We start from the raw sequence: 17,996 nt of genomic DNA, 5'->3' as shown, positions 1-17,996 counted from the left end.
TGAAACTCAAAGACGGATAATGAAAGCGCTATTTATCATAAAAAGAAAGATCAGCCGAACCAGCTGATCTTTCTTTTTAGTATTTCTATTATACCCAGCGTGACGTAACAACTTTTTGGCGTGTATAAAACGCTAGCCCATCTTTTCCATTGGCGTGTAAATCACCGTAGAAAGAATCTTTCCATCCGGAGAATGGGAAGAAGGCCATGGGAGCGGGAACACCGATGTTCACACCAAGCATTCCGGCATCAATCGTTTCCCGGAATTGTCGTACACTTCCTCCGTCGTTCGTAAAGATACAGGCTCCGTTAGCAAAGGGAGATTGGTTTGTAAGCGTTACTGCTTCTTCCAGGTTTTTAATTCTAGCAATCGACAAGACAGGGGCAAAGATTTCGTCCTGCCAGATTTTCATTTCAGATGTTACGTTATCGAAGATCGTAGGTCCGACAAAATAACCTTCTCTCTTCGCATCTTCATCCTGGCGTCCATCACGAATGAGCTGAGCTCCTTCACTTTCACCGGCTTCAATATATTGCAATGTCCGTTCTTTATGGCTTTCGCGGATTACAGGCCCTAAGAATACTCCTTCATCAAGGCCGTTCCCTATTTTTATTTCATTTGCTTTATTTACTAATTGTTCGATGAAATCGTCTGCCACAGAATCTTCTACTGCGACGACGGAAGCTGCCATACAACGTTCGCCGGCAGAACCGAAGGCTGCATTCAGGATTTGAATCGCTGCATTGTCGATGTTTGCATCTTTTAATACGATAGAGTGGTTTTTAGCTCCTGCTAACGCCTGCACCCTTTTCAGGCTTTCGGTGCCTCGTTTATAAACATATTCTGCAACAGGCTGTGAGCCTACAAACGAAATGGCAGCAATGTCTTTATGATCGAGCAGTCCATTTACAACATCATGAGCGCCATGGACAATATTGAATACACCTGCTGGCAGTCCGGCTTCTTCAAACAATTCTGCCAGACGGTTAGCGAGCAGCGGCGTGCGTTCTGAAGGTTTAAGGATAAAAGTGTTTCCTGTTACAATCGCCATTGGAAACATCCAGGCGGGAACCATCATTGGAAAGTTAAAGGGAGTGATACCGCCAATTACTCCAATCGGATAACGGTAGACACCAGACTCTAATCCTTCCGCAATAGATGGCAGCTGCTGTCCCATCATCAGTGAGGGAGCGCCTGCTGCAAACTCGACATTTTCTATTCCGCGTTGAACTTCTCCATACGCTTCTTTAAAGCTTTTTCCATTCTCAAGTGTGATGAGTTTGGCAAGTTCATCCCAATTTTCGACTAGCAGCTGCTGATACTTAAATAGAATACGAGCACGCTTTGGTACAGGCACTTTCTTCCACGATTGAAAGGCTTCAGCAGCGACAGCCGTTGCATGTTCCACATCTTCAGTGGAAGACAGGGGAACATGGCCGATCACTTCGCCTGTAGCTGGATTATAAACTTTCTCCGTCTTGTCAGATTTTGCTTCGATCCACTGACCACCTACATAGTTTTTTAATGTTTCAACAATCGTCTTCGTCATATAAAAACCTCCTGATTGGTGTTCAACTTATTCATTTTCTTTAAAAACTTTTTTAATGACCGCTACAATAAATTCTAAATCATCGTCTGTACTGGAAAGCGGAGGACTAAGGGTAAGAATATTATTATAACCTTCCACTGTGTCACCGTTCTTACTGATAATCAGGCCATTCGCTTTACAGCCTTTAATAATATTGGCAACTCTTTCGGCACTCGCCGGCTGCTTCGTATCTTTATCTTCAACTAATTCGATTCCAAGTAAAAACCCTAAACCGCGAATATCCCCGACGAAAGGATGGCTTTTTAAGTCTTCTAATTCCTTCTGCAGCCGTTCTCCTAATAGAGCCGATCTGCTTACAAGATTTTCTTCTTCGATAATCTCAATGTTTTTAAGAGCGAGGGCACAGGCAGCCGGGTTGCCGCCAAATGTGTTAAGGTGGCGGAAATGACTGTTACTCTCATCCTGAACAAATTTCTGATAGATATCTTTTCTTACTGCTGTAACTGATAAAGGAAGATAAGCGCTTGTTAATCCCTTGGCCATTGTAATGATATCCGGTTTTATATCGAAGTGCATATGACCAAACATTTTGCCTGTTCTGCCAAACCCGCAGATCACTTCATCAATTATGAGCAGAACTCCATGGCGTTTGCAGATTTCTTCAACTTTTTTCACATATACAGGGTGAGGAATCAGTACTCCGCCTCCTGTAATTAGAGGCTCCATAATAATACCGGCAATTGTCTCTTTTTGTTCCCAAATAATTTTGTCTTCAATTTCCTGGGCACGCTGCAAATTATATTCCTCTACGGACTGTCCGGAAGGTCTTCGATAATTGTCAGGAGGAGAGACGTGAATAAAGCCGTTAGAAAGTGGTTCATATTTATACTTTCTCAGTGACTGCCCTGTAGCTGATAAGGCACCAAAGGAGTTTCCGTGATAGGCGCGATAACGTGATATGAATTTGTATTTAGACGGTTGACCGCTTTGATGGTGAAATTGGCGGGCCATCTTAAAGGCGACTTCATTTGCATCAGATCCGCTGTTGGAATAGAAGATCATATAATCATCTTCCAACAAGCTATTTATTTTTTCGGCAAGAAGGATAGCAGACTCGTGACTTTGTGTGAGAGGCGCATAAGCCATCTGTTTCATTTGTTCATAGGCAGCCTCAGCAAGTTCTTCACGTCCATAGCCTACGTTTACACACCATAATCCGGACATCCCGTCTAAATATCGGTTTCCCTCGTGATCAATTACCCACGAACCTTTTGCTTCAGAAGCAATCATTGGCGAATTCCCATTCTTATACTGAGCCATGTGATGCCACACGTGTTCTCTGTCTTTTTCTATGAGAGACTGTACTCCTGCTTTCACACTTTCCATAAATACCTCTCCTTCCGGATATAAATTTTACTCATTGTCTATTTTCCTTTAACTGTCATTTAGTTGACACTAGGGGAGCAATATTTCATACTATATTTTACAGACAATTCAGAAGATTATCATGTTACATAGTGTCAAATGATAAAGCTTTTATTTTTACATTTTGGAGGGGGTAATGTGCCAAAAGGATTGGAGCTTACTGTTAATGACGTGGTAGTCAGGGATATGTTTAATGATGCACGGCTGGCTGCTGGGGCTGGCGGATTAAATCGTCCGGTGAAATGGACTCATATCTTGGAGACACAGGATTTCGATTCCTTAATTAATGGCGGGGAACTCATTCTTACTACAGGATTCGGGCTGCAGCTGGACACAGATGATCAGCAGCCATTTCAACGTTTAATTGATAAAGGGGCGGCTGGAATCTGTATAGAGAAGGGGGAGTATTTTAGTGAGCTTTCAGAAGACATCGCAGAGTTAGCGAATCAGCATAACTTTCCTATCATCATCTTTGAGAAAATCGTTAAGTTCGTGGATATTACACAGGATTTACATACTTTAATCATTAATCAGCATCACAGAAAGCTGCACGAGTTAAGTGAACTGACTAAAGAATTTACTCAACTCTCCCTTTCGCATAATGGCTCATTAAAAATATTGAAAAAGCTGTACGACTATTTTGGACTTCCTGTTCTGTTTGCGGCAGATGATGTGAAATCCTATTACCACCCTCCTGAAACGAAAGAACTGGAAGAGTTGATTCACGCTCATGTGAAAATGTGGAAAAAAGAGAACTTCCAACACCAGGTGTTAATGATTGATAATCAAGGATTTGCCATCTGTCCAGTTATCGGATTTGGCCAGGTGTGGGGATATTTATGTGTGCAGATTAATGGTTTTTCTCCAGATGACTTTTTCTTTTCCATTTTAGATAGGGCCTCATTAGCGGTTGCACAAATTTTATTAAGAAATAGAACAATAGAAGAAAGGAAATTAAAATCAGAAGATGATCTTGTCCGTAACTTAATGGAGGGAAAGGAATATGACAGAAACGACCTCGAGACTTTTCTTACGTTTGCCGGAAATAACTTATATTATCGAGTGATCGTTTTTAAAACTGCACTTCCGGATCTTCAAATGGGAGAAGGGGATTGGGAAGAAATGAAGTTGAAAAGGTCGATGGTCATCCGATCTCTGTTTAAACGGCACGGCTTCTTTCCGGCGGTTTCTGTCAGAAGGCATGAAATTGCTGTAATCTGTTCCTTTATATCTACAGAAGAATTTAAAAAGGATACGAGCAACTTTTCTAAACTTATCAATTCCATTTATACAGTAGATGAAAAAAACGTTTTGGACGGGAGGCAATGTCAGGCAGGAGTGAGCGCAGTTTTTAAAGATATTGAAAATGTAAGCGAGCATTATAACCAGGCGAAAGATATCCTTCAGCTGGCTGCTGCTAATATTAGTTCAACCATTTTTTACGATAAAGCAGGAATTTACAGGCTTCTGCTTCAGTTAAGAAAAAGTGGAGAATTAGAACAGTATGTCGAAGATTACCTGGGGCGTTTGTTAGTCCATGACGCAGAGAATGATAGTGACTTGCTTAACACGCTTACAATTTATTTAGAAAGTGGCTGCTCGAAAAAAGAAGCAGCAGAGAAGCTGTATATCGTGCGGCAGACCTTATATCATCGTTTGGACAAAATCGAGCAGTTGCTTAACGTTGATTATACGATTGGTGTAAACCGATTAGCATTAGAGACGGCAATCGAAGCGAATAAATTTATGAAATTTATTCCGAAATAATCCTTCATCCTCCAAAGAAAAATTTTCTTTGGTTTTTTTTATGACAAATTACGAGGAATTAATCGAGTGAAAGTATTTATCCTACGGCCTTTTTCCAATCATTCTTCAATCTACATTGGACAAAGTGTAAAAGAGGTTCCCATCATTTTTAACATTTTGATAAGTGTAGCAATCTGTAAATTTCTTTATAGTAATATTATAATCTTCATTAAATTCTAAATATTTAAATAGGGGGGAGTCTCACTGGTAAATCAACAGCGTTTACAACGACGATTAAGTGATTTGGCTGAGATAGGAAAAATCAGTGATATTGGTGTTTGTCGATTAGCCCATTCAATAGAGGATAAAAAGGCGATGAATCTAGTTTCCAGATGGATGAATGAAGCAGGAATGACGTCAACTATCGATAATTTTGGTAATTTAATTGGTGTCTATGAAGGGTTTAATCCCTCCTTACCGCGCCTTGTCATTGGTTCACATATAGACACACAGCCAAACGCCGGCCGGTTTGATGGCACTATTGGTGTGCTTGGCTCAATCGAAGTTATTCAGTTGATGCATGAACAACAGGTTATACCTGATAGATCTATTGAAGTCGTTTCATTTGCAGATGAAGAAGGCGCTCGTTATAACAAAGGCTTGTTTGGTGCCAGGGGCCTTACTGGAAATTTAGAGCCTGGAGAATTAGAACGTAAAGATGGAACTACAAGAGCTCAAGCTTTAAAAGAAATAGGGCTTTCCCCTGGGAATCCAAATCCTCCCCGCTACACCCCCGAAACTGTACACGCTTTTTTAGAAATGCATATTGAGCAAGGGCCAGTGCTGGAGAATCAAAATCTTCCTGTAGGTATTGTTTCAGGAATATCGGGTCCTCTATGGCTGACTGTTGAATTCGAAGGACGTTCCGGCCATGCAGGTGCTGTTCCGATGAAACTGCGACGCGATGCACTAGTAGGAGCTGCCAGAGTGATTCATTTGTTTGATGACATAGTAAAAAGCGATTTGTCACAACCAACTGTTGGAACAGTAGGTTTTATCAATAACTTTCCTAATTCCAGAAATACAATCTCTGAAAAAGTTACTTTTACGATAGATTTACGCGACCTTTTACCTGAGAGGAGAAAACAATATGAAGATAAGTTGAATCAGCTTATTTATACAACTGCAGAAATGTACCAGTTACAAGTTAAAGTCACAGAGGAAACGAACAGTGATCCCAAATACTGTGCTGACTGGATAAAGACCCTTATGGAGGAAGAGTTACTAGACATGAGGCAGGAACCATTCAAATTAATGAGCGGTCCATTTCATGATTCGTTAATAATGGCTGACATCTGCCCCTATGGAATGATTTTTGTACGTTGTAAAGAAGGGATTAGTCATCATCCCAGCGAGTATGCTTCGATCGAAGATATAACTATTGGCACACAGCTCCTTTATCAAACGGTCCTTCGGGTAGTTACTAACCAAAACTTTATTGTGGGAGTGAGAAGAAATGAAAGCAACATTTAAACTTCCTAAAACAGGAAAAGGGTGGTTTAGCTTCGCCCTTATAATTGTAGTCATTATGTTAGGCAGCTGGCCAGTGATCCCTCTTGTCAACAATGAGATGATTATTCTCGGTATGCCAATCTTAATGACTTTGTCGGTAGCTATTATCTTCATTACAACCTTCACCTTAATACTGATCAATAAAATAGGAGGTGCGGATTAATGGGTATTTACATTCCTTTTATCATTACAGTTTCTTATATGGTCATTGCCGTTATCCTCGGATATTCAGCCGGAAGAGGGAAAAAGATGGACACTGCAGAAGAGTGGGGAGTAGGAAGCCGGAGTATGGGACCGGTTATGATGTACCTGTTAATTGGCGCAGGCGGAGTCAGTGCCTACACATTTATGGGCTCACCTGGCTGGGCTTTCTCAAAAGGCGTACCTGCGCTTTATGTTGTCATCTATTTAACTTATATGGGGATCATCGCATGGTATTTTGGCCCGAAAGTATGGGAACTTGGGAAGAAATATAATCATGTCACACAGTCAGCTGCCATTACAGATCGTTATGAGAGCAAGCAGCTGGGAGCATTGGCTTCCATCGTCACGTCAATCGGGATACTGGCATATGCCATCCTTCAAACGACGGGGGCAGCTTATATTTTAAATGTGATGAGTTATGGTCTGATTCCAACATGGGCAGGTGTCTTTTTATCCCTTGGAGTGATTTCCATCTATTTATACCGAAGTGGTTTGAAGGCCATCGGGGTTACGAATGCTTTTCAAGGCGGTTTAATGTTAGTCGTATCGTGGTTCGTAGGACTTTGGGCGACCCAGCAGTTTACTGGCGGCTATTCTTTCAGACCAGTCTTTGAGCGGGTCCAAGCTGATATTCCAGAATTTTTAACGTTACCTGGAGGACTGGGTGACATGAACGTCCAATTCTGGACAACCTCTATCTTAATTTCTGTTTTTTCTATTTGGCAGACCCACTGGATCCAATGGATGGGGGCGAGTTCGAAAAAGTCTATTAAAAGGGCAGCAACCTTATTGCCAACTTTTTATATTGTCCTGATTCCTATGATTGTGGTTGGATTTATTGGCATTTTTATGTATCCCAACCTTGGAAATCCAGATACGGTTGCCATTCAAATGGCGGTGGATAATATGCCAGTCATCGTCGCCGGGCTGCTTGGGGCAGGTACCCTCGCAGCGGCTATGTCTTCTAGTGAACCTTGTGTACATGCTACAGCTCTCAGCTATAGTAAAGATGTGCTGCAGCCACTGTTGAGATGGGATGACGCCACTGCAGGTAAATGGACAAGACGATTAATTTTTCCAATCATGGCCTTTATCATCGCGCCTATATCCATTATGGAACCGGCAAGTTTAGTTTATATTCTTTTAATCGGGTATGGCTTTATTGGACAGGCATTTCCATCTATCGTTGGAATGTTCTTCTGGCCAAGAGCTACGAAGCAAGGGGCCTTCTGGGGGCTGTTTGCAGGTTTTCTCGTTACTGTTGCCTTTTCATTCATTTACCCACATCCACTAGGAATCCATGCTGGCATCTGGGGATTACTATTGAACATGTCAGTTTTTGTAGTGGTGTCTTTGTTAACGAAACCTGCTTCAAGGGAAACGATCGAACGTTTCTTCCCAGATATGGTAGATGACTTGTATGAGGACCATATAACTTCCACTCAAAAAGAAGCCAAATGAAAATAGGGAGGAGATTTCATGAATAATAAACGCTGCTTATATATTGATGGAGAAGTGATTACAGTAAACCGTGATAATGAAATTGCGGAAGCGATGGCGATTGAAGGAAATGAAATTATCGCCGTTGGTTCTACGAAAGATATCCTTCAGTTGAAAAATGAAAACAGTGAAGTAATTGACTTAAATGGAAGAACGCTGATGCCGGGATTTATTGATTCACACCTTCATATTACGATGTATGGAACAAATGAGCTTTCGGTATCCTGTAAAAGCAACCATATGAACTCTATAGAAGATTTGTTTTCAGAATTAAGAAATAGAGCAATCGATACACCAAAAGGCGAGTGGATTCGGGCATGGGGATACAATGAACAAAACATGGAGGAAGGACGCTTTCCAACGAAAGAAGAATTGGACAGTGTCTCAACAGAACATCCTATTATAATAGTAAGAACTTGCGGCCACATCTCTGCCGTAAACAATCATGCTCTTCAGATCGCAGGAATCGACAGCTCTACACCAGACCCGGAAGGCGGCTCTTATGATAAGAATGAAGACGGAGAGCTTACAGGGCTTATGATTGAAAACGCCCATATGAAGATGTTCAGTATAGCTGCATTTACTGAAAAAGAAATGGAACAGGCTCATAAAATAGCCTCCGGGAAGTTTGCTGAGAAAGGAATCACATCCATTCACGATGCGACAGGGTATGGGATGGATAATCTTCGAGCCCTACAGCTTGCTGTGCGAGATGGTGTAATTAAGCAAAGGGTTTATGCAATGGTAGGCGCTTTGAGTAATGCGCAGGATGTGGTGAAACATATGGTAGATTCGGGGATAACGACAGGATTAGGAGATCACCGTTTTCGCCTAGGTCCGGTTAAGCTGTTCCTCGATGGCAGCAGCAGCGGTCCGACCATTTGGACACGGGAGCCCTATACAAGTGATCCGGAAAATTACGGAGTCCATTATTTCTCCCAGAAGGAAGTAGATGAACTATTTATTCCTGCCCACGAAAAAGGCTGGCAGATTACTGCCCATGCTCAAGGGGATGCAGCTATCGATATGCTGTTAAATTGTATTGAAAAGGCAAATAAACTACACCCTCGTCCAAATGCCAGGCATCGTATTGAGCATGCCGGAGTCGCTGTGCCGGATTTGATTAAGAGAATGAAGGAACAAAATGTAGTTCCTATTCCAAACCCTGCTTTTCACTATGAGTATGGCGACGGGTATGTAAAGAATTATGGCGAACGAGCAGACCACATGTATCCATTAGGGGACTATTTAAGAGAGGGTGTTCCTGCGGCAATCGCTTCTGACTGTCCGGTTACTGACTTTTGGCCGATGCGCGGTATCCATAGTTCAATTGTCCGGAAATCCAGCACAGGCCAAACTATAGGGGAAGACCAAAAAGTATCATTGCTGGAAGCGATCCGTATGTACACAATTAATGGGGCATATGCCTCCTTTGAAGAAGATAGCAAAGGCAGCCTGGAGTCAGGGAAATTGGCGGATCTCATTTTATTTGACCGTTCCATTATTGATTCAGATACAGATGAATTACTGGAGGCGCAAATAGAGTGGACGATGATTGATGGAGAAGTTGTGTATGACAAAAATAAGAAAGGCGTGCCCTCATGAATACAGCCCAGCATGCAAGTATTAAATTAACTGGTTCATCATTTGAAATTGGTTATCAGCATGGTCAAAAAGCGAAAAAACAAGTTCTGAATAGTTTGCAGACATATGAAAAAATGTTTAAGGAATATGCCTCTATGTCATGGAAAGAAGCGATTGAGAAAGCTAGCTTACACCTCCATGCAATCGAAAAATATAATCTCAGTTATTTAAAGGAAATAGAAGGACTGGCCAAAGGGGCAGGTGTGACATTTGAAGATGTACTCGTCCTTAATGCCCGAAGTGAAATAGCTCTTATTAATACAATGGATGGCTGTACCGCTTTTGCCCTTACTCCACCGAAAACGACTAAAACATGGTTAGCCCAAAACTGGGATTGGAAGGGAGAGCAAAACGACTCCATTGTTCATCTTGAGATCAAACAAGAGTCCTTGCCTGCTATACAAATGATTACGGAAGCAGGCATTATTGGAAAAATCGGAATGAATGATAGAGGAATAGGTGTTTGTCTTAATGCGTTAGTAACCGATACGTGGAAGCCGAAAGTGCCTATTCATTTAGGCTTGCGGGCTATCTTAGAATCTACCACCATGGAAGAAGCATATGCTAAGGTCGAAAAGAATCAGATGGCTTCTGCGGCCCATTTTTTAATAGCTTCAAAATCCGAAGAGATGATAAGTATGGAAGTATCGCCTGTCCATACGGCTGAGAGACGAGGTAGTAACGGAGCATTAACACACACCAACCATATCTGCTCAGAGAATATGAAAAAGGAAGTGAAAGAGGATGCACTTCCTGATTCATTTAATCGTTTCTCAATGGTTACTAAGCTGGTCGATGAAATAAAAGATAAAGAAATAGAAAAAGAGAATCTATTTGAAATACTATCAAGTCACGAAAATTATCCAAGCTCTATTTGCCGGCATTCTTCTCCTGCGCAGGTAGGACGGGCAAAGATGGAGACAGTATTTAGTATTGTTATGAATCTGACTGATAATAAATTATCGTGGTCAATCGGTAAGCCATGTGAAAGATAAAGTGAATGATATACAAAACAGCCGTCATGATGCTACGGCTGTTTCAGTCTGCTCCAAATTTTAAAGTTACCAGACTTTCTATTCCCTTATCATTTCTTCATTATTTTGTATCATCCAGGTTACAGCTTCCGTAGGGTGGAAGCTATCTTTTCCTTTAAGATAATTTAAATAGGTTTGATGAGTGGTCAGGGTTCTTTCAATATTCTTGGAATGTTTAAAATGGATCATTCGAGGACGAATCAGTTCATATATGGTTCGGCCAATCTCGATAAGAAACGGGTTATCTGTCTCTTCTAATACCGCGTGATGGAATTCTAAATCTATATCTACAAGAGTTTCAGGGCTGTGGGAAGCGTCCATCCGTTCAACCTGTGACTGATAGACTGCTTCAATTTTTTCTATATTTAAGTTCTCCTTAGTAAGCAGCATATTTAAAAGCAATACTTCAAAATGCTGACGGAATTCAATGAGTTTGTGCACATCTGTATTATGCATTATTAAACTGAAAATCAGTGGATTTAAGGTTAACTGGGAAGGCTGATCTGTAATATACATGCCCTCTCCTCGCTTTATTTGGATAACGCCGAGGGATTCAAGAATTTTGATAGCTTCACGTACGGGTGTTCTGCTTACCCCAAGCTGTTCAATCAGTTCTTTTTCAGTGGGCAGTTTATCTCCTGGTTTCAGTACCCCATTAACCAGATTATCTTTAATGATGGCAACAATTTCTTTTGAAATCGTCTTCGATGTGTTTAATCGCTCAAAAGTTATCGGCATATTATTCCTCCGCAATTATTTTCTAAATAAAATAAATTTTCAATCAATTATATTTACAACGTTCCTTTAATTCGGTAACATACAAGATATTACATCATACGTAATATGTACAAGTAAAATATACTACACTTCATGTAAAATGTATAGGCATCCTATTTTTGAGTGCACAAGTGTTTTGCTAAGGTTAAAAGAGGTCAAAAAAATTATTAAAAGGAGTGGAAGAATGAAAAAGGGAAAAGTGGATCCGAGATTCAGGATCGCTCACCGGGAGGCACTGATTGGAGTAGGATTAGTGATTTTCAATTTCATTTGGTGGTTTGGCTTTGCATACGGTCTGGGCGGAAAGTCTCCTGATTCGTATTCATACATATTAGGATTGCCGGCCTGGTTTTTCTATAGCTGTGTCCTCGGTTTTATCGTAATGGCTGTTCTTGTAACCGTTATTGTTAAGTTCTGGTTTGTTGATGTGTCCTTTGACGAAGAAGGAGGAGATGGTTCTTGAATTGGGCAGTCATTATTCCGTTATTCATATTTTTAGTTTTAATATTCGCCATCGGATTCTGGTCTAGCAAATTTGTTCGGTCATCCGATTCTTTTCTTTCTGAATATTTCCTTGGCGGACGGGAATTAGGTGGTTTTATCCTTGCAATGACGATGATTGCCACTTATGGAAGTGCCAGCAGCTTCATTGGCGGCCCGGGTGTTGCCTATACAGAGGGACTCGGATGGGTGCTCTTGTCTATGTCCCAGGTAGCCACTGGTTATTTTGTTTTGATGATCCTTGGTAAGAAGTTTGCCATTATGGCCCGGCGTTATGATGCCGTCACATTGATCGACTTTTTAAAAAGCCGTTATAACAATAGTAAGTGGGTCGTATTGATTTCAGCTCTCAGCATTATTATCTTTTTATTTTCTGCCATGGCGGCTCAATGGGTCGGCGGTGCAAGATTAATCGAATCACTAACTGGAATCTCATACTTAGGTGCTTTATTTATTTTTGCTGTGTCCGTACTCGTCTATGTCATTATCGGGGGTTTTAGAGCAGTAGCATTAACGGACTCCGTACAAGGTGTCGTCATGTTCCTCGGAACTCTGATCCTTTTAATCGGTGTTATTATTGCCGGCGGCGGTATTTCTAATATTATGGATGGACTGCGGGCAGAAAACCCTAATTTGATTACTCCGTATGGATCAGAAGGTAATTTGAGCGCCGCTTATGTCTCCTCCTTCTGGATTCTAGTCGGAGTCGGTGTCGTCGGGCTGCCGCAAGTGACTGTCCGTGCCATGGCTTATAAAAATTCTAAAGCGATGCACCGTGCCCTCATTATCGGAACGATTGTAGTAGGTTTCATTATGTTAAATATGCATTTAATTGGAGTATTCGCACGGCCCATTCTTCCTGGTATCGAAGTTGGAGACAGGGTTATGCCATTAATTGCTATGGAAGTTCTGCCGGCATGGGTAGCCGGGATTGTCCTGGCTGCACCGATGGCGGCCATCATGTCCACCGTCGATTCTTTGTTGCTGCTAGTAAGTTCTTCTGTCGTGAAAGATGTCTATCTCAACTATATTGAACCGAAAGCTTCTTACGAAAAAGTAAAGAAATTGAGTATCGCCGTAACGGCTGTGTTGGGTGTCCTAGTATTTCTTATGGCATTGAACCCTCCTAATCTATTAATCTGGCTGAACCTGTTTGCCTTTGGCGGGCTGGAAGCAGCATTTATATGGCCTGTCGTATTAGGGTTGTACTGGAGCCGGGGTAACAAGTATGGAGCATTAGCTTCGATGGTGACAGGTATCGTTTCCTATGTTTTATTCCATAACTTTATCCCGGAAGCGTTGGGTCTTCATACCGTCGTCTTACCGGTCGTCTTGTCTTTTGTTGCCTACATTATTTTCAGCTTATTAACAAAAGGAGTAAACGAAGCAGAGGGAAGTAACTTTGAAAATATAGAAAGGAGCATTTAAACGATGCAGACTACGGAACTATCAAAACGAAGGTTAAGGGATAGAGATGAAGTGATTTCATTAACAAAGAAATTAGTGCAGATTCCCAGTGTTTATCGTCCGGGGATTGAAGGAGGCAACGAAGAAAAAGCAGCCCGCTTCGCTGCAGATTATCTAAGAAAACTTGGGATTGAAACACATGTGGAAGAAGTCGTGCCAGGAAGGCCGAATGTCATCGGTGTCATCGATTCAGGTAAACCAGGCAGGACCTTGCTTTTTGAGGGTCATACAGATGTCGTTACAGAAGGGGACCACGATCAATGGGACCATCCGCCGTTCAGCGCTGAAATTGTAGAGGGGAAAATGTATGGAAGAGGAACGAATGATACGAAAGGGAATCTCGCCTGTATGATCACAGCCGTTCATTCGCTGCTGCAGGATAAAGAAGAATGGAGCGGCAGAATTATTCTGTGCATTCCCTGTGATGAAGAGGGCATGATGATTGGCATTAAGCATTTCATAAAACAAGGTTGGGCCAAAGGTGTAGATGGAGCCGTCATTTGTGAACCTGAAGAGAATCAAGTTTGTATCACACAGAGGGGAGCCATGAGAATCAAGCTGACAGCTTATGGAAAGATGGCACACGGTGCGATTTCGTGGAGCGGTATTAATCCAAACTGGCGGATGGCGCGTATGATTGTGGAATTAGAGAAACTGGAGAAAAGTGAACATCAGCGTCTCGGTAAACACCCGACACTCGGCTGGCCGAGCATTACACCAACCATTCTTCAGGCTCCTGTTAAAGGAGAACCGCAAATTAATGTCATACCGGAACAATGCATGGCTGCACTGGATGTCCGCTCTGTTCCCGGCTTTGATCATGAAGAATTTAAAAAGGATCTGCAAAAAATTATTGATCGATTGGCAGAAGAAGATGAAGACTTTCGCATGGAATTCGAAGTGGTGGAAGACCGGCCATGGACAGAAACCGATAGGAATGAACCGATCGTTCAATCAGTATCCAATGCTGTACGAAAAGTAATGGAAAAAGAACCCGTTTACAATGGTGTGCCTGGAGCAACAGATGGTACTTTCCTGCATATGGCCGGAGTACCAATTGTAACAATTGGAGCAGGAGACAGGGATCTCCCTCACCAAATCAATGAATATGTAGAGGTGGAAGAACTCGCAGAAACGACGGAAATCTATCGTGAAACCGCCCTGCACTTTTTAAATGAAAAGGGTGAGGTGAATTGAGAGAAAAGACGTCGATTGCTGTCTTGCCGGGAGATGGAATAGGTCCAGAAGTAATGAAAGAAGCTGTACTGCTTTTACAAGACATCGAAAAATACGATAAGACGGTTTCTTTTGAAATGAACGAGTTCTCCTGGAATTCCGAATACTATTTGGAACATGGGAGAATGATGCCGGAAGACGGGTTGGAAAAGCTTCGTTCGTTTGATGCCATCCTGTTTGGTGCTATGGGGGATGCCAGAGTACCTGATGAAGTTACCGTCTGGGAGTTTATCATGCCGATCAGAAAACAATTTAATCAGTATATTAATTTTCGCCCTGTTAAAAAGTTATCAGGCATTCATTCTCCTTTAACCGACAGTGAGGATGTGGACTTTGTTATCATTCGAGAAAATGCCGAAGGAGAGTATTCTAATTCCGGAGGAAGGCTGTATGACCATACCAGTGAAGCGATGGTCGTCCAGAATACCATCATGACGGAAAAAGGAATTAGGAGGGCAGCTGATTTTGCTTTTCATTATGCTAAAGATAATGGAGAAAGCGTTACAAGTGCAACCAAATCGAATGCGGTCATTCATTCTATGAAATTCTGGGATGAAGTGGTGGAGAAAGCCGCCGATGAATTTCCTGAAGTAGAATTCGAGAAAGTGTATGTTGATGCATTGGCTGCCTATTTCGTTCAGCGTCCTCACACTTTTCGAGTTGTGTTAGCTTCAAATTTATTTGGAGATATCCTTTCTGATCTAGGATCCGCTCTTGTAGGAGGGCTTGGCATTTCTCCTTCAGGCAACTTGAATCCATCGGGAGATTATCCTTCCATGTTCGAACCAGTACACGGATCGGCCCCTGATATTGCCGGTAAAGGAATGGCCAATCCGATTGCACAAATCTGGTCGACAGCGCTCATGCTGGATCATCTGGGGAGAAAAGATTTACATAACATCATAGTGGAAGCAATTGAAAAAACCCTTGCAGAAGGATATCGGACAAAAGATTTGGGTGGAGAGCACACGACGGGAGAAATGGGAGAAGCGATACGGTCAAACGTACGAAAACAGCTGGAGGAGGTAAAAGTATGAATCTTGAAAATCATGCAATCGTCGTCACAGGGGCCAATGGCGGAATGGGGATTTCCATTGTTGAGAGGCTGCTTGAAAAAGGAGCAATGGTAACGGCATGTGATATTCAGACAGATAAACTCCAGGAACTTAGTCATGAAAGGCTCCTTGTTATAAAAGGGAATATGCTTGATGAATTCCAAGTTGAAAAAATCTTTCAGGAATCTAACGACACCTTCGGTAAAATAGACGGCCTTGTTAACTCGGCAGGAATCGCCCAGCAGGCGGCACCGATTGAATCCGTCAGTTTGAGTGAATGGCGAAAGCTGATCGACATTAATACGACCATGCTTTTTTTAACTTGTCGGGAAGCGGCTAAATATATGAAAAGTAATCAAAAAGGTTCGATTGTAAATATTGCTTCCATATCTGCCGTAAGACCACGCCCTGGTCTGCAATCTTATATTGCCTCAAAAGGAGCGGCTGAAAGCTTTTCAAAAGCGTTGGCCATTGAATTGGCTGAACATAAAGTCCGTGTTAATACCGTTCATCCCGGGCCCTGTGATACGAGCATGCTGGGCCAATTTGCAGCAGCCGGCACAGACGTTGATCAGGCTAAAGAGACCATTTTTAAGCAAAGTGTCCCAATGGGAGAACTGGTGACACCAAAAGATATCGCAGCATCCGTTTCTTTTCTTTTGACTGATGAGGCAATGATGGTAACAGGAGCCGTGCTCCACGTTGATGGAGGAAGGGGACTTTAAGTGATGAAAGAAATGCTCATGTATATTAACAACCAATGGAAGGAGTCCACCAGTGGTAAGTTCATCGATGTCATGGATCCAGCTGATCAGAGTGTTTATGGGAAAATTCCACAAGGAAGCAAAGAAGATGTTGATAAGGCAGTCGAAGCTGCAAGGAAAGCATTCGAAAGCGAAGAATGGAAAAAAGTTAAACCACATGAAAGAGGTTACCTGTTAAATAAAATAGCTCACAGAATTCGCGAGGAAAAAGAATCCCTCGCCATGATGGAAACACAGGATGTCGGTAAGCCGCTTACTCAAGCAAAGGCAGATGTGGAAGCAGCCGCTCGTTATTTTGAGTTTTACGGAGGAGTGGCTGATAAAATATTGGGAGAAACCATCCCTATTGAAGACGGCATTCTCGATTTTACAGTAAGAGAACCAGTTGGTGTCACCGCACATATTGTTCCGTGGAATTATCCGATCCAAATCATCTCAAGGAGCGTCGCAGCAGCCATAGCGACAGGGAATACCGCTGTAGTTAAAAGTGCTGAAGACACACCAGCTACTGCATACCGGCTGGCGCAGTTTTTTGATGAAACGGATCTGCTGCCGGGTGTATTCAATTTGGTAACCGGATACGGGAAGGAAGCAGGAGCAAGCCTGGCTGGACACCCTGATATTAACCATGTCACCTTTACAGGGTCTGTGCCGACAGGAATTTCTGTTATGAAAGCTGCGGCAGAGAATGTAGTCCCCGTAACCCTCGAGCTTGGCGGCAAGTCGCCTAATATTGTATTCGCTGACTGTGATCAGGAGAAAGCCATTCAAGGTGTAGTCAAAGCGATCATCCAAAATGCCGGCCAAACTTGTTCAGCAGGATCGCGTTTGTTAATAGACCGCACAGTGAAGGATGAATTTTTAGAAAAAGTTACCAATGCTTTCCAGGAATTGCAGGTAGGCCCCGGTAAAGATGATGTAGATATTGGCCCGATCTTGTCTAAATCACAATTTGAAAAAATTATCGCCTATCTTAAGCTGGCGGATAAAGACGGGGAAATTCTTACAGGTGGCAGACAATTAGACATTGGTGGATATGATCGCGGATATTATATAGCTCCAACTATAATTGACGGGCTGGATCATAACCACCCAGCGGCCCAGGAAGAAATATTCGGCCCTGTTCTGACCGTTTTTGAATTCGAAGGAGAAGATGAGGCCCTCCGTCTTGCTAATGATACGGAATATGGACTCGTGACAGGAGTGTGGACAGAAAACATTGGCAAGGCTCATCGAATTGCCGACCGGATTCGCTCCGGCCAGGTTTTTATCAATAACTATGGAGCAGGCGGTGGGATCCAGATGCCTTTTGGAGGGTTTAAAAAGAGCGGTTTTGGCCGTGAAAAAGGGCTGGAAGCATTGAAGAATTATACTACTGTCAAAAATGTGGCTATTAAATACAGATAAAACTCTTAGGCGTAGTTAGCTTATCTCAGGATTGAAAGCTGAGAATAATATTAAATAAAGGTTGATTTATCACCTCTTGCCGAAATTAAAGGCAGGAGGATTTTTTTGGATAGTG

General features: G+C 42.3%; 15 protein-coding genes. 12 read left to right on the top strand and 3 right to left on the bottom strand.

The window, feature by feature from the left end; all coding sequences use genetic code 11:
* Window positions 1-88: 88 nt before the first annotated feature.
* Entirely contained in the window at window positions 89-1,549 is a 1,461-nt protein-coding gene (locus B7E06_RS18790; protein WP_082235452.1) for a CoA-acylating methylmalonate-semialdehyde dehydrogenase, read from the bottom strand.
* 27 nt (window positions 1,550-1,576) lie between these two features.
* On the bottom strand, window positions 1,577-2,935 hold the full coding sequence (locus B7E06_RS18785; RefSeq protein WP_082235451.1) for an aspartate aminotransferase family protein: 1,359 nt from the start codon (window positions 2,933-2,935) through the stop codon (window positions 1,577-1,579).
* A gap of 177 nt (window positions 2,936-3,112) precedes the next feature.
* Here B7E06_RS18785 and B7E06_RS18780 point away from each other — a divergent pair, with 177 nt between their 5' ends.
* The 6 genes from B7E06_RS18780 to B7E06_RS18755 all read left to right on the top strand — a co-directional run bounded on the left by B7E06_RS18780 (window position 3,113) and on the right by B7E06_RS18755 (window position 10,635).
* Window positions 3,113-4,741 (top strand): PucR family transcriptional regulator, encoded by a 1,629-nt coding sequence (locus B7E06_RS18780; RefSeq protein ID WP_245807778.1) that lies wholly within the window; start codon window positions 3,113-3,115, stop codon window positions 4,739-4,741.
* 243 nt (window positions 4,742-4,984) lie between these two features.
* The gene (locus B7E06_RS18775; RefSeq protein WP_082235449.1) at window positions 4,985-6,253 is read left to right on the top strand and encodes a M20 family metallo-hydrolase; all 1,269 of its coding nucleotides are present in this window, start codon (window positions 4,985-4,987) and stop codon (window positions 6,251-6,253) included.
* Entirely contained in the window at window positions 6,237-6,455 is a 219-nt protein-coding gene (locus tag B7E06_RS18770; RefSeq protein WP_082235448.1) for an LPXTG cell wall anchor domain-containing protein, read from the top strand. Before B7E06_RS18775 ends, B7E06_RS18770 begins: the two co-directional genes overlap by 17 nt.
* Window positions 6,455-7,957: a sodium:solute symporter family protein gene (locus B7E06_RS18765; protein WP_082235447.1), complete on the top strand. Its 1,503-nt coding sequence runs from the start codon at window positions 6,455-6,457 to the stop codon at window positions 7,955-7,957. The genes B7E06_RS18770 and B7E06_RS18765 overlap by 1 nt, the downstream gene beginning before the upstream one ends.
* An 18-nt stretch (window positions 7,958-7,975) precedes the next feature.
* The gene (locus B7E06_RS18760; protein WP_082235446.1) at window positions 7,976-9,601 is read left to right on the top strand and encodes an amidohydrolase; all 1,626 of its coding nucleotides are present in this window, start codon (window positions 7,976-7,978) and stop codon (window positions 9,599-9,601) included.
* Window positions 9,598-10,635 (top strand): C45 family autoproteolytic acyltransferase/hydrolase, encoded by a 1,038-nt coding sequence (locus B7E06_RS18755; protein WP_245807777.1) that lies wholly within the window; start codon window positions 9,598-9,600, stop codon window positions 10,633-10,635. Before B7E06_RS18760 ends, B7E06_RS18755 begins: the two co-directional genes overlap by 4 nt.
* A gap of 78 nt (window positions 10,636-10,713) precedes the next feature.
* Here B7E06_RS18755 and B7E06_RS18750 read toward each other — a convergent pair whose 3' ends face one another.
* On the bottom strand, window positions 10,714-11,412 hold the full coding sequence (locus B7E06_RS18750) for a FadR/GntR family transcriptional regulator (RefSeq protein WP_082235445.1): 699 nt from the start codon (window positions 11,410-11,412) through the stop codon (window positions 10,714-10,716).
* Window positions 11,413-11,635: 223 nt separating this feature from the next.
* Between B7E06_RS18750 and B7E06_RS18745 the strand changes: the two genes are divergently transcribed.
* From B7E06_RS18745 to B7E06_RS18720, 6 genes are read left to right on the top strand one after another with little or no spacing between them, the layout of a single operon-like run.
* On the top strand, window positions 11,636-11,914 hold the full coding sequence (locus B7E06_RS18745; protein ID WP_082235444.1) for a YhdT family protein: 279 nt from the start codon (window positions 11,636-11,638) through the stop codon (window positions 11,912-11,914).
* Window positions 11,911-13,380, top strand: a complete 1,470-nt coding sequence (gene panF, locus B7E06_RS18740) for a sodium/pantothenate symporter (protein WP_082235443.1) — start codon at window positions 11,911-11,913, stop codon at window positions 13,378-13,380. Before B7E06_RS18745 ends, panF begins: the two co-directional genes overlap by 4 nt.
* 3 nt (window positions 13,381-13,383) lie before the next feature.
* The gene (locus tag B7E06_RS18735; protein WP_082235442.1) at window positions 13,384-14,616 is read left to right on the top strand and encodes a M20 family metallopeptidase; all 1,233 of its coding nucleotides are present in this window, start codon (window positions 13,384-13,386) and stop codon (window positions 14,614-14,616) included.
* Window positions 14,613-15,692 carry a tartrate dehydrogenase gene (locus B7E06_RS18730; protein ID WP_082235441.1) on the top strand — a complete coding sequence of 360 codons (1,080 nt, stop codon included), beginning with the start codon at window positions 14,613-14,615 and terminating at the stop codon, window positions 15,690-15,692. Before B7E06_RS18735 ends, B7E06_RS18730 begins: the two co-directional genes overlap by 4 nt.
* A complete protein-coding gene (locus B7E06_RS18725; RefSeq protein WP_082235440.1) occupies window positions 15,689-16,435 on the top strand; it encodes an SDR family NAD(P)-dependent oxidoreductase in 747 nt (248 codons plus the stop codon). The genes B7E06_RS18730 and B7E06_RS18725 overlap by 4 nt, the downstream gene beginning before the upstream one ends.
* A gap of 3 nt (window positions 16,436-16,438) precedes the next feature.
* The gene (locus tag B7E06_RS18720) at window positions 16,439-17,881 is read left to right on the top strand and encodes an aldehyde dehydrogenase family protein (protein ID WP_082236067.1); all 1,443 of its coding nucleotides are present in this window, start codon (window positions 16,439-16,441) and stop codon (window positions 17,879-17,881) included.
* Window positions 17,882-17,996: the final 115 nt, after the last annotated feature.

This window comes from Halobacillus massiliensis (assembly GCF_900166625.1).
GTDB classification, from domain to species: domain Bacteria; phylum Bacillota; class Bacilli; order Bacillales; family Halobacillaceae; genus Halobacillus_A; species Halobacillus_A massiliensis.
The sequence above is the reverse complement of the archived record's forward strand: the minus strand, read 5'-3'. Positions and strand labels throughout refer to the sequence as shown.

Excerpts from the sequence above, each read along its gene's own strand:
- B7E06_RS18745 (WP_082235444.1), top strand. The coding sequence starts at position 11,636 with ATGAAAAAGGGAAAAGTGGATCCGAGATTCAGGATCGCTCACCGGGAG.
- B7E06_RS18790 (WP_082235452.1), bottom strand. The coding sequence starts at position 1,549 with ATGACGAAGACGATTGTTGAAACATTAAAAAACTATGTAGGTGGTCAG.
- B7E06_RS18765 (WP_082235447.1), top strand. The coding sequence starts at position 6,455 with ATGGGTATTTACATTCCTTTTATCATTACAGTTTCTTATATGGTCATT.
- B7E06_RS18785 (WP_082235451.1), bottom strand. The coding sequence starts at position 2,935 with ATGGAAAGTGTGAAAGCAGGAGTACAGTCTCTCATAGAAAAAGACAGA.
- B7E06_RS18760 (WP_082235446.1), top strand. The coding sequence starts at position 7,976 with ATGAATAATAAACGCTGCTTATATATTGATGGAGAAGTGATTACAGTA.
- B7E06_RS18735 (WP_082235442.1), top strand. The coding sequence starts at position 13,384 with ATGCAGACTACGGAACTATCAAAACGAAGGTTAAGGGATAGAGATGAA.
- B7E06_RS18755 (WP_245807777.1), top strand. The coding sequence starts at position 9,598 with ATGAATACAGCCCAGCATGCAAGTATTAAATTAACTGGTTCATCATTT.
- B7E06_RS18720 (WP_082236067.1), top strand. The coding sequence starts at position 16,439 with ATGAAAGAAATGCTCATGTATATTAACAACCAATGGAAGGAGTCCACC.
- B7E06_RS18750 (WP_082235445.1), bottom strand. The coding sequence starts at position 11,412 with ATGCCGATAACTTTTGAGCGATTAAACACATCGAAGACGATTTCAAAA.
- B7E06_RS18770 (WP_082235448.1), top strand. The coding sequence starts at position 6,237 with ATGAAAGCAACATTTAAACTTCCTAAAACAGGAAAAGGGTGGTTTAGC.
- B7E06_RS18725 (WP_082235440.1), top strand. The coding sequence starts at position 15,689 with ATGAATCTTGAAAATCATGCAATCGTCGTCACAGGGGCCAATGGCGGA.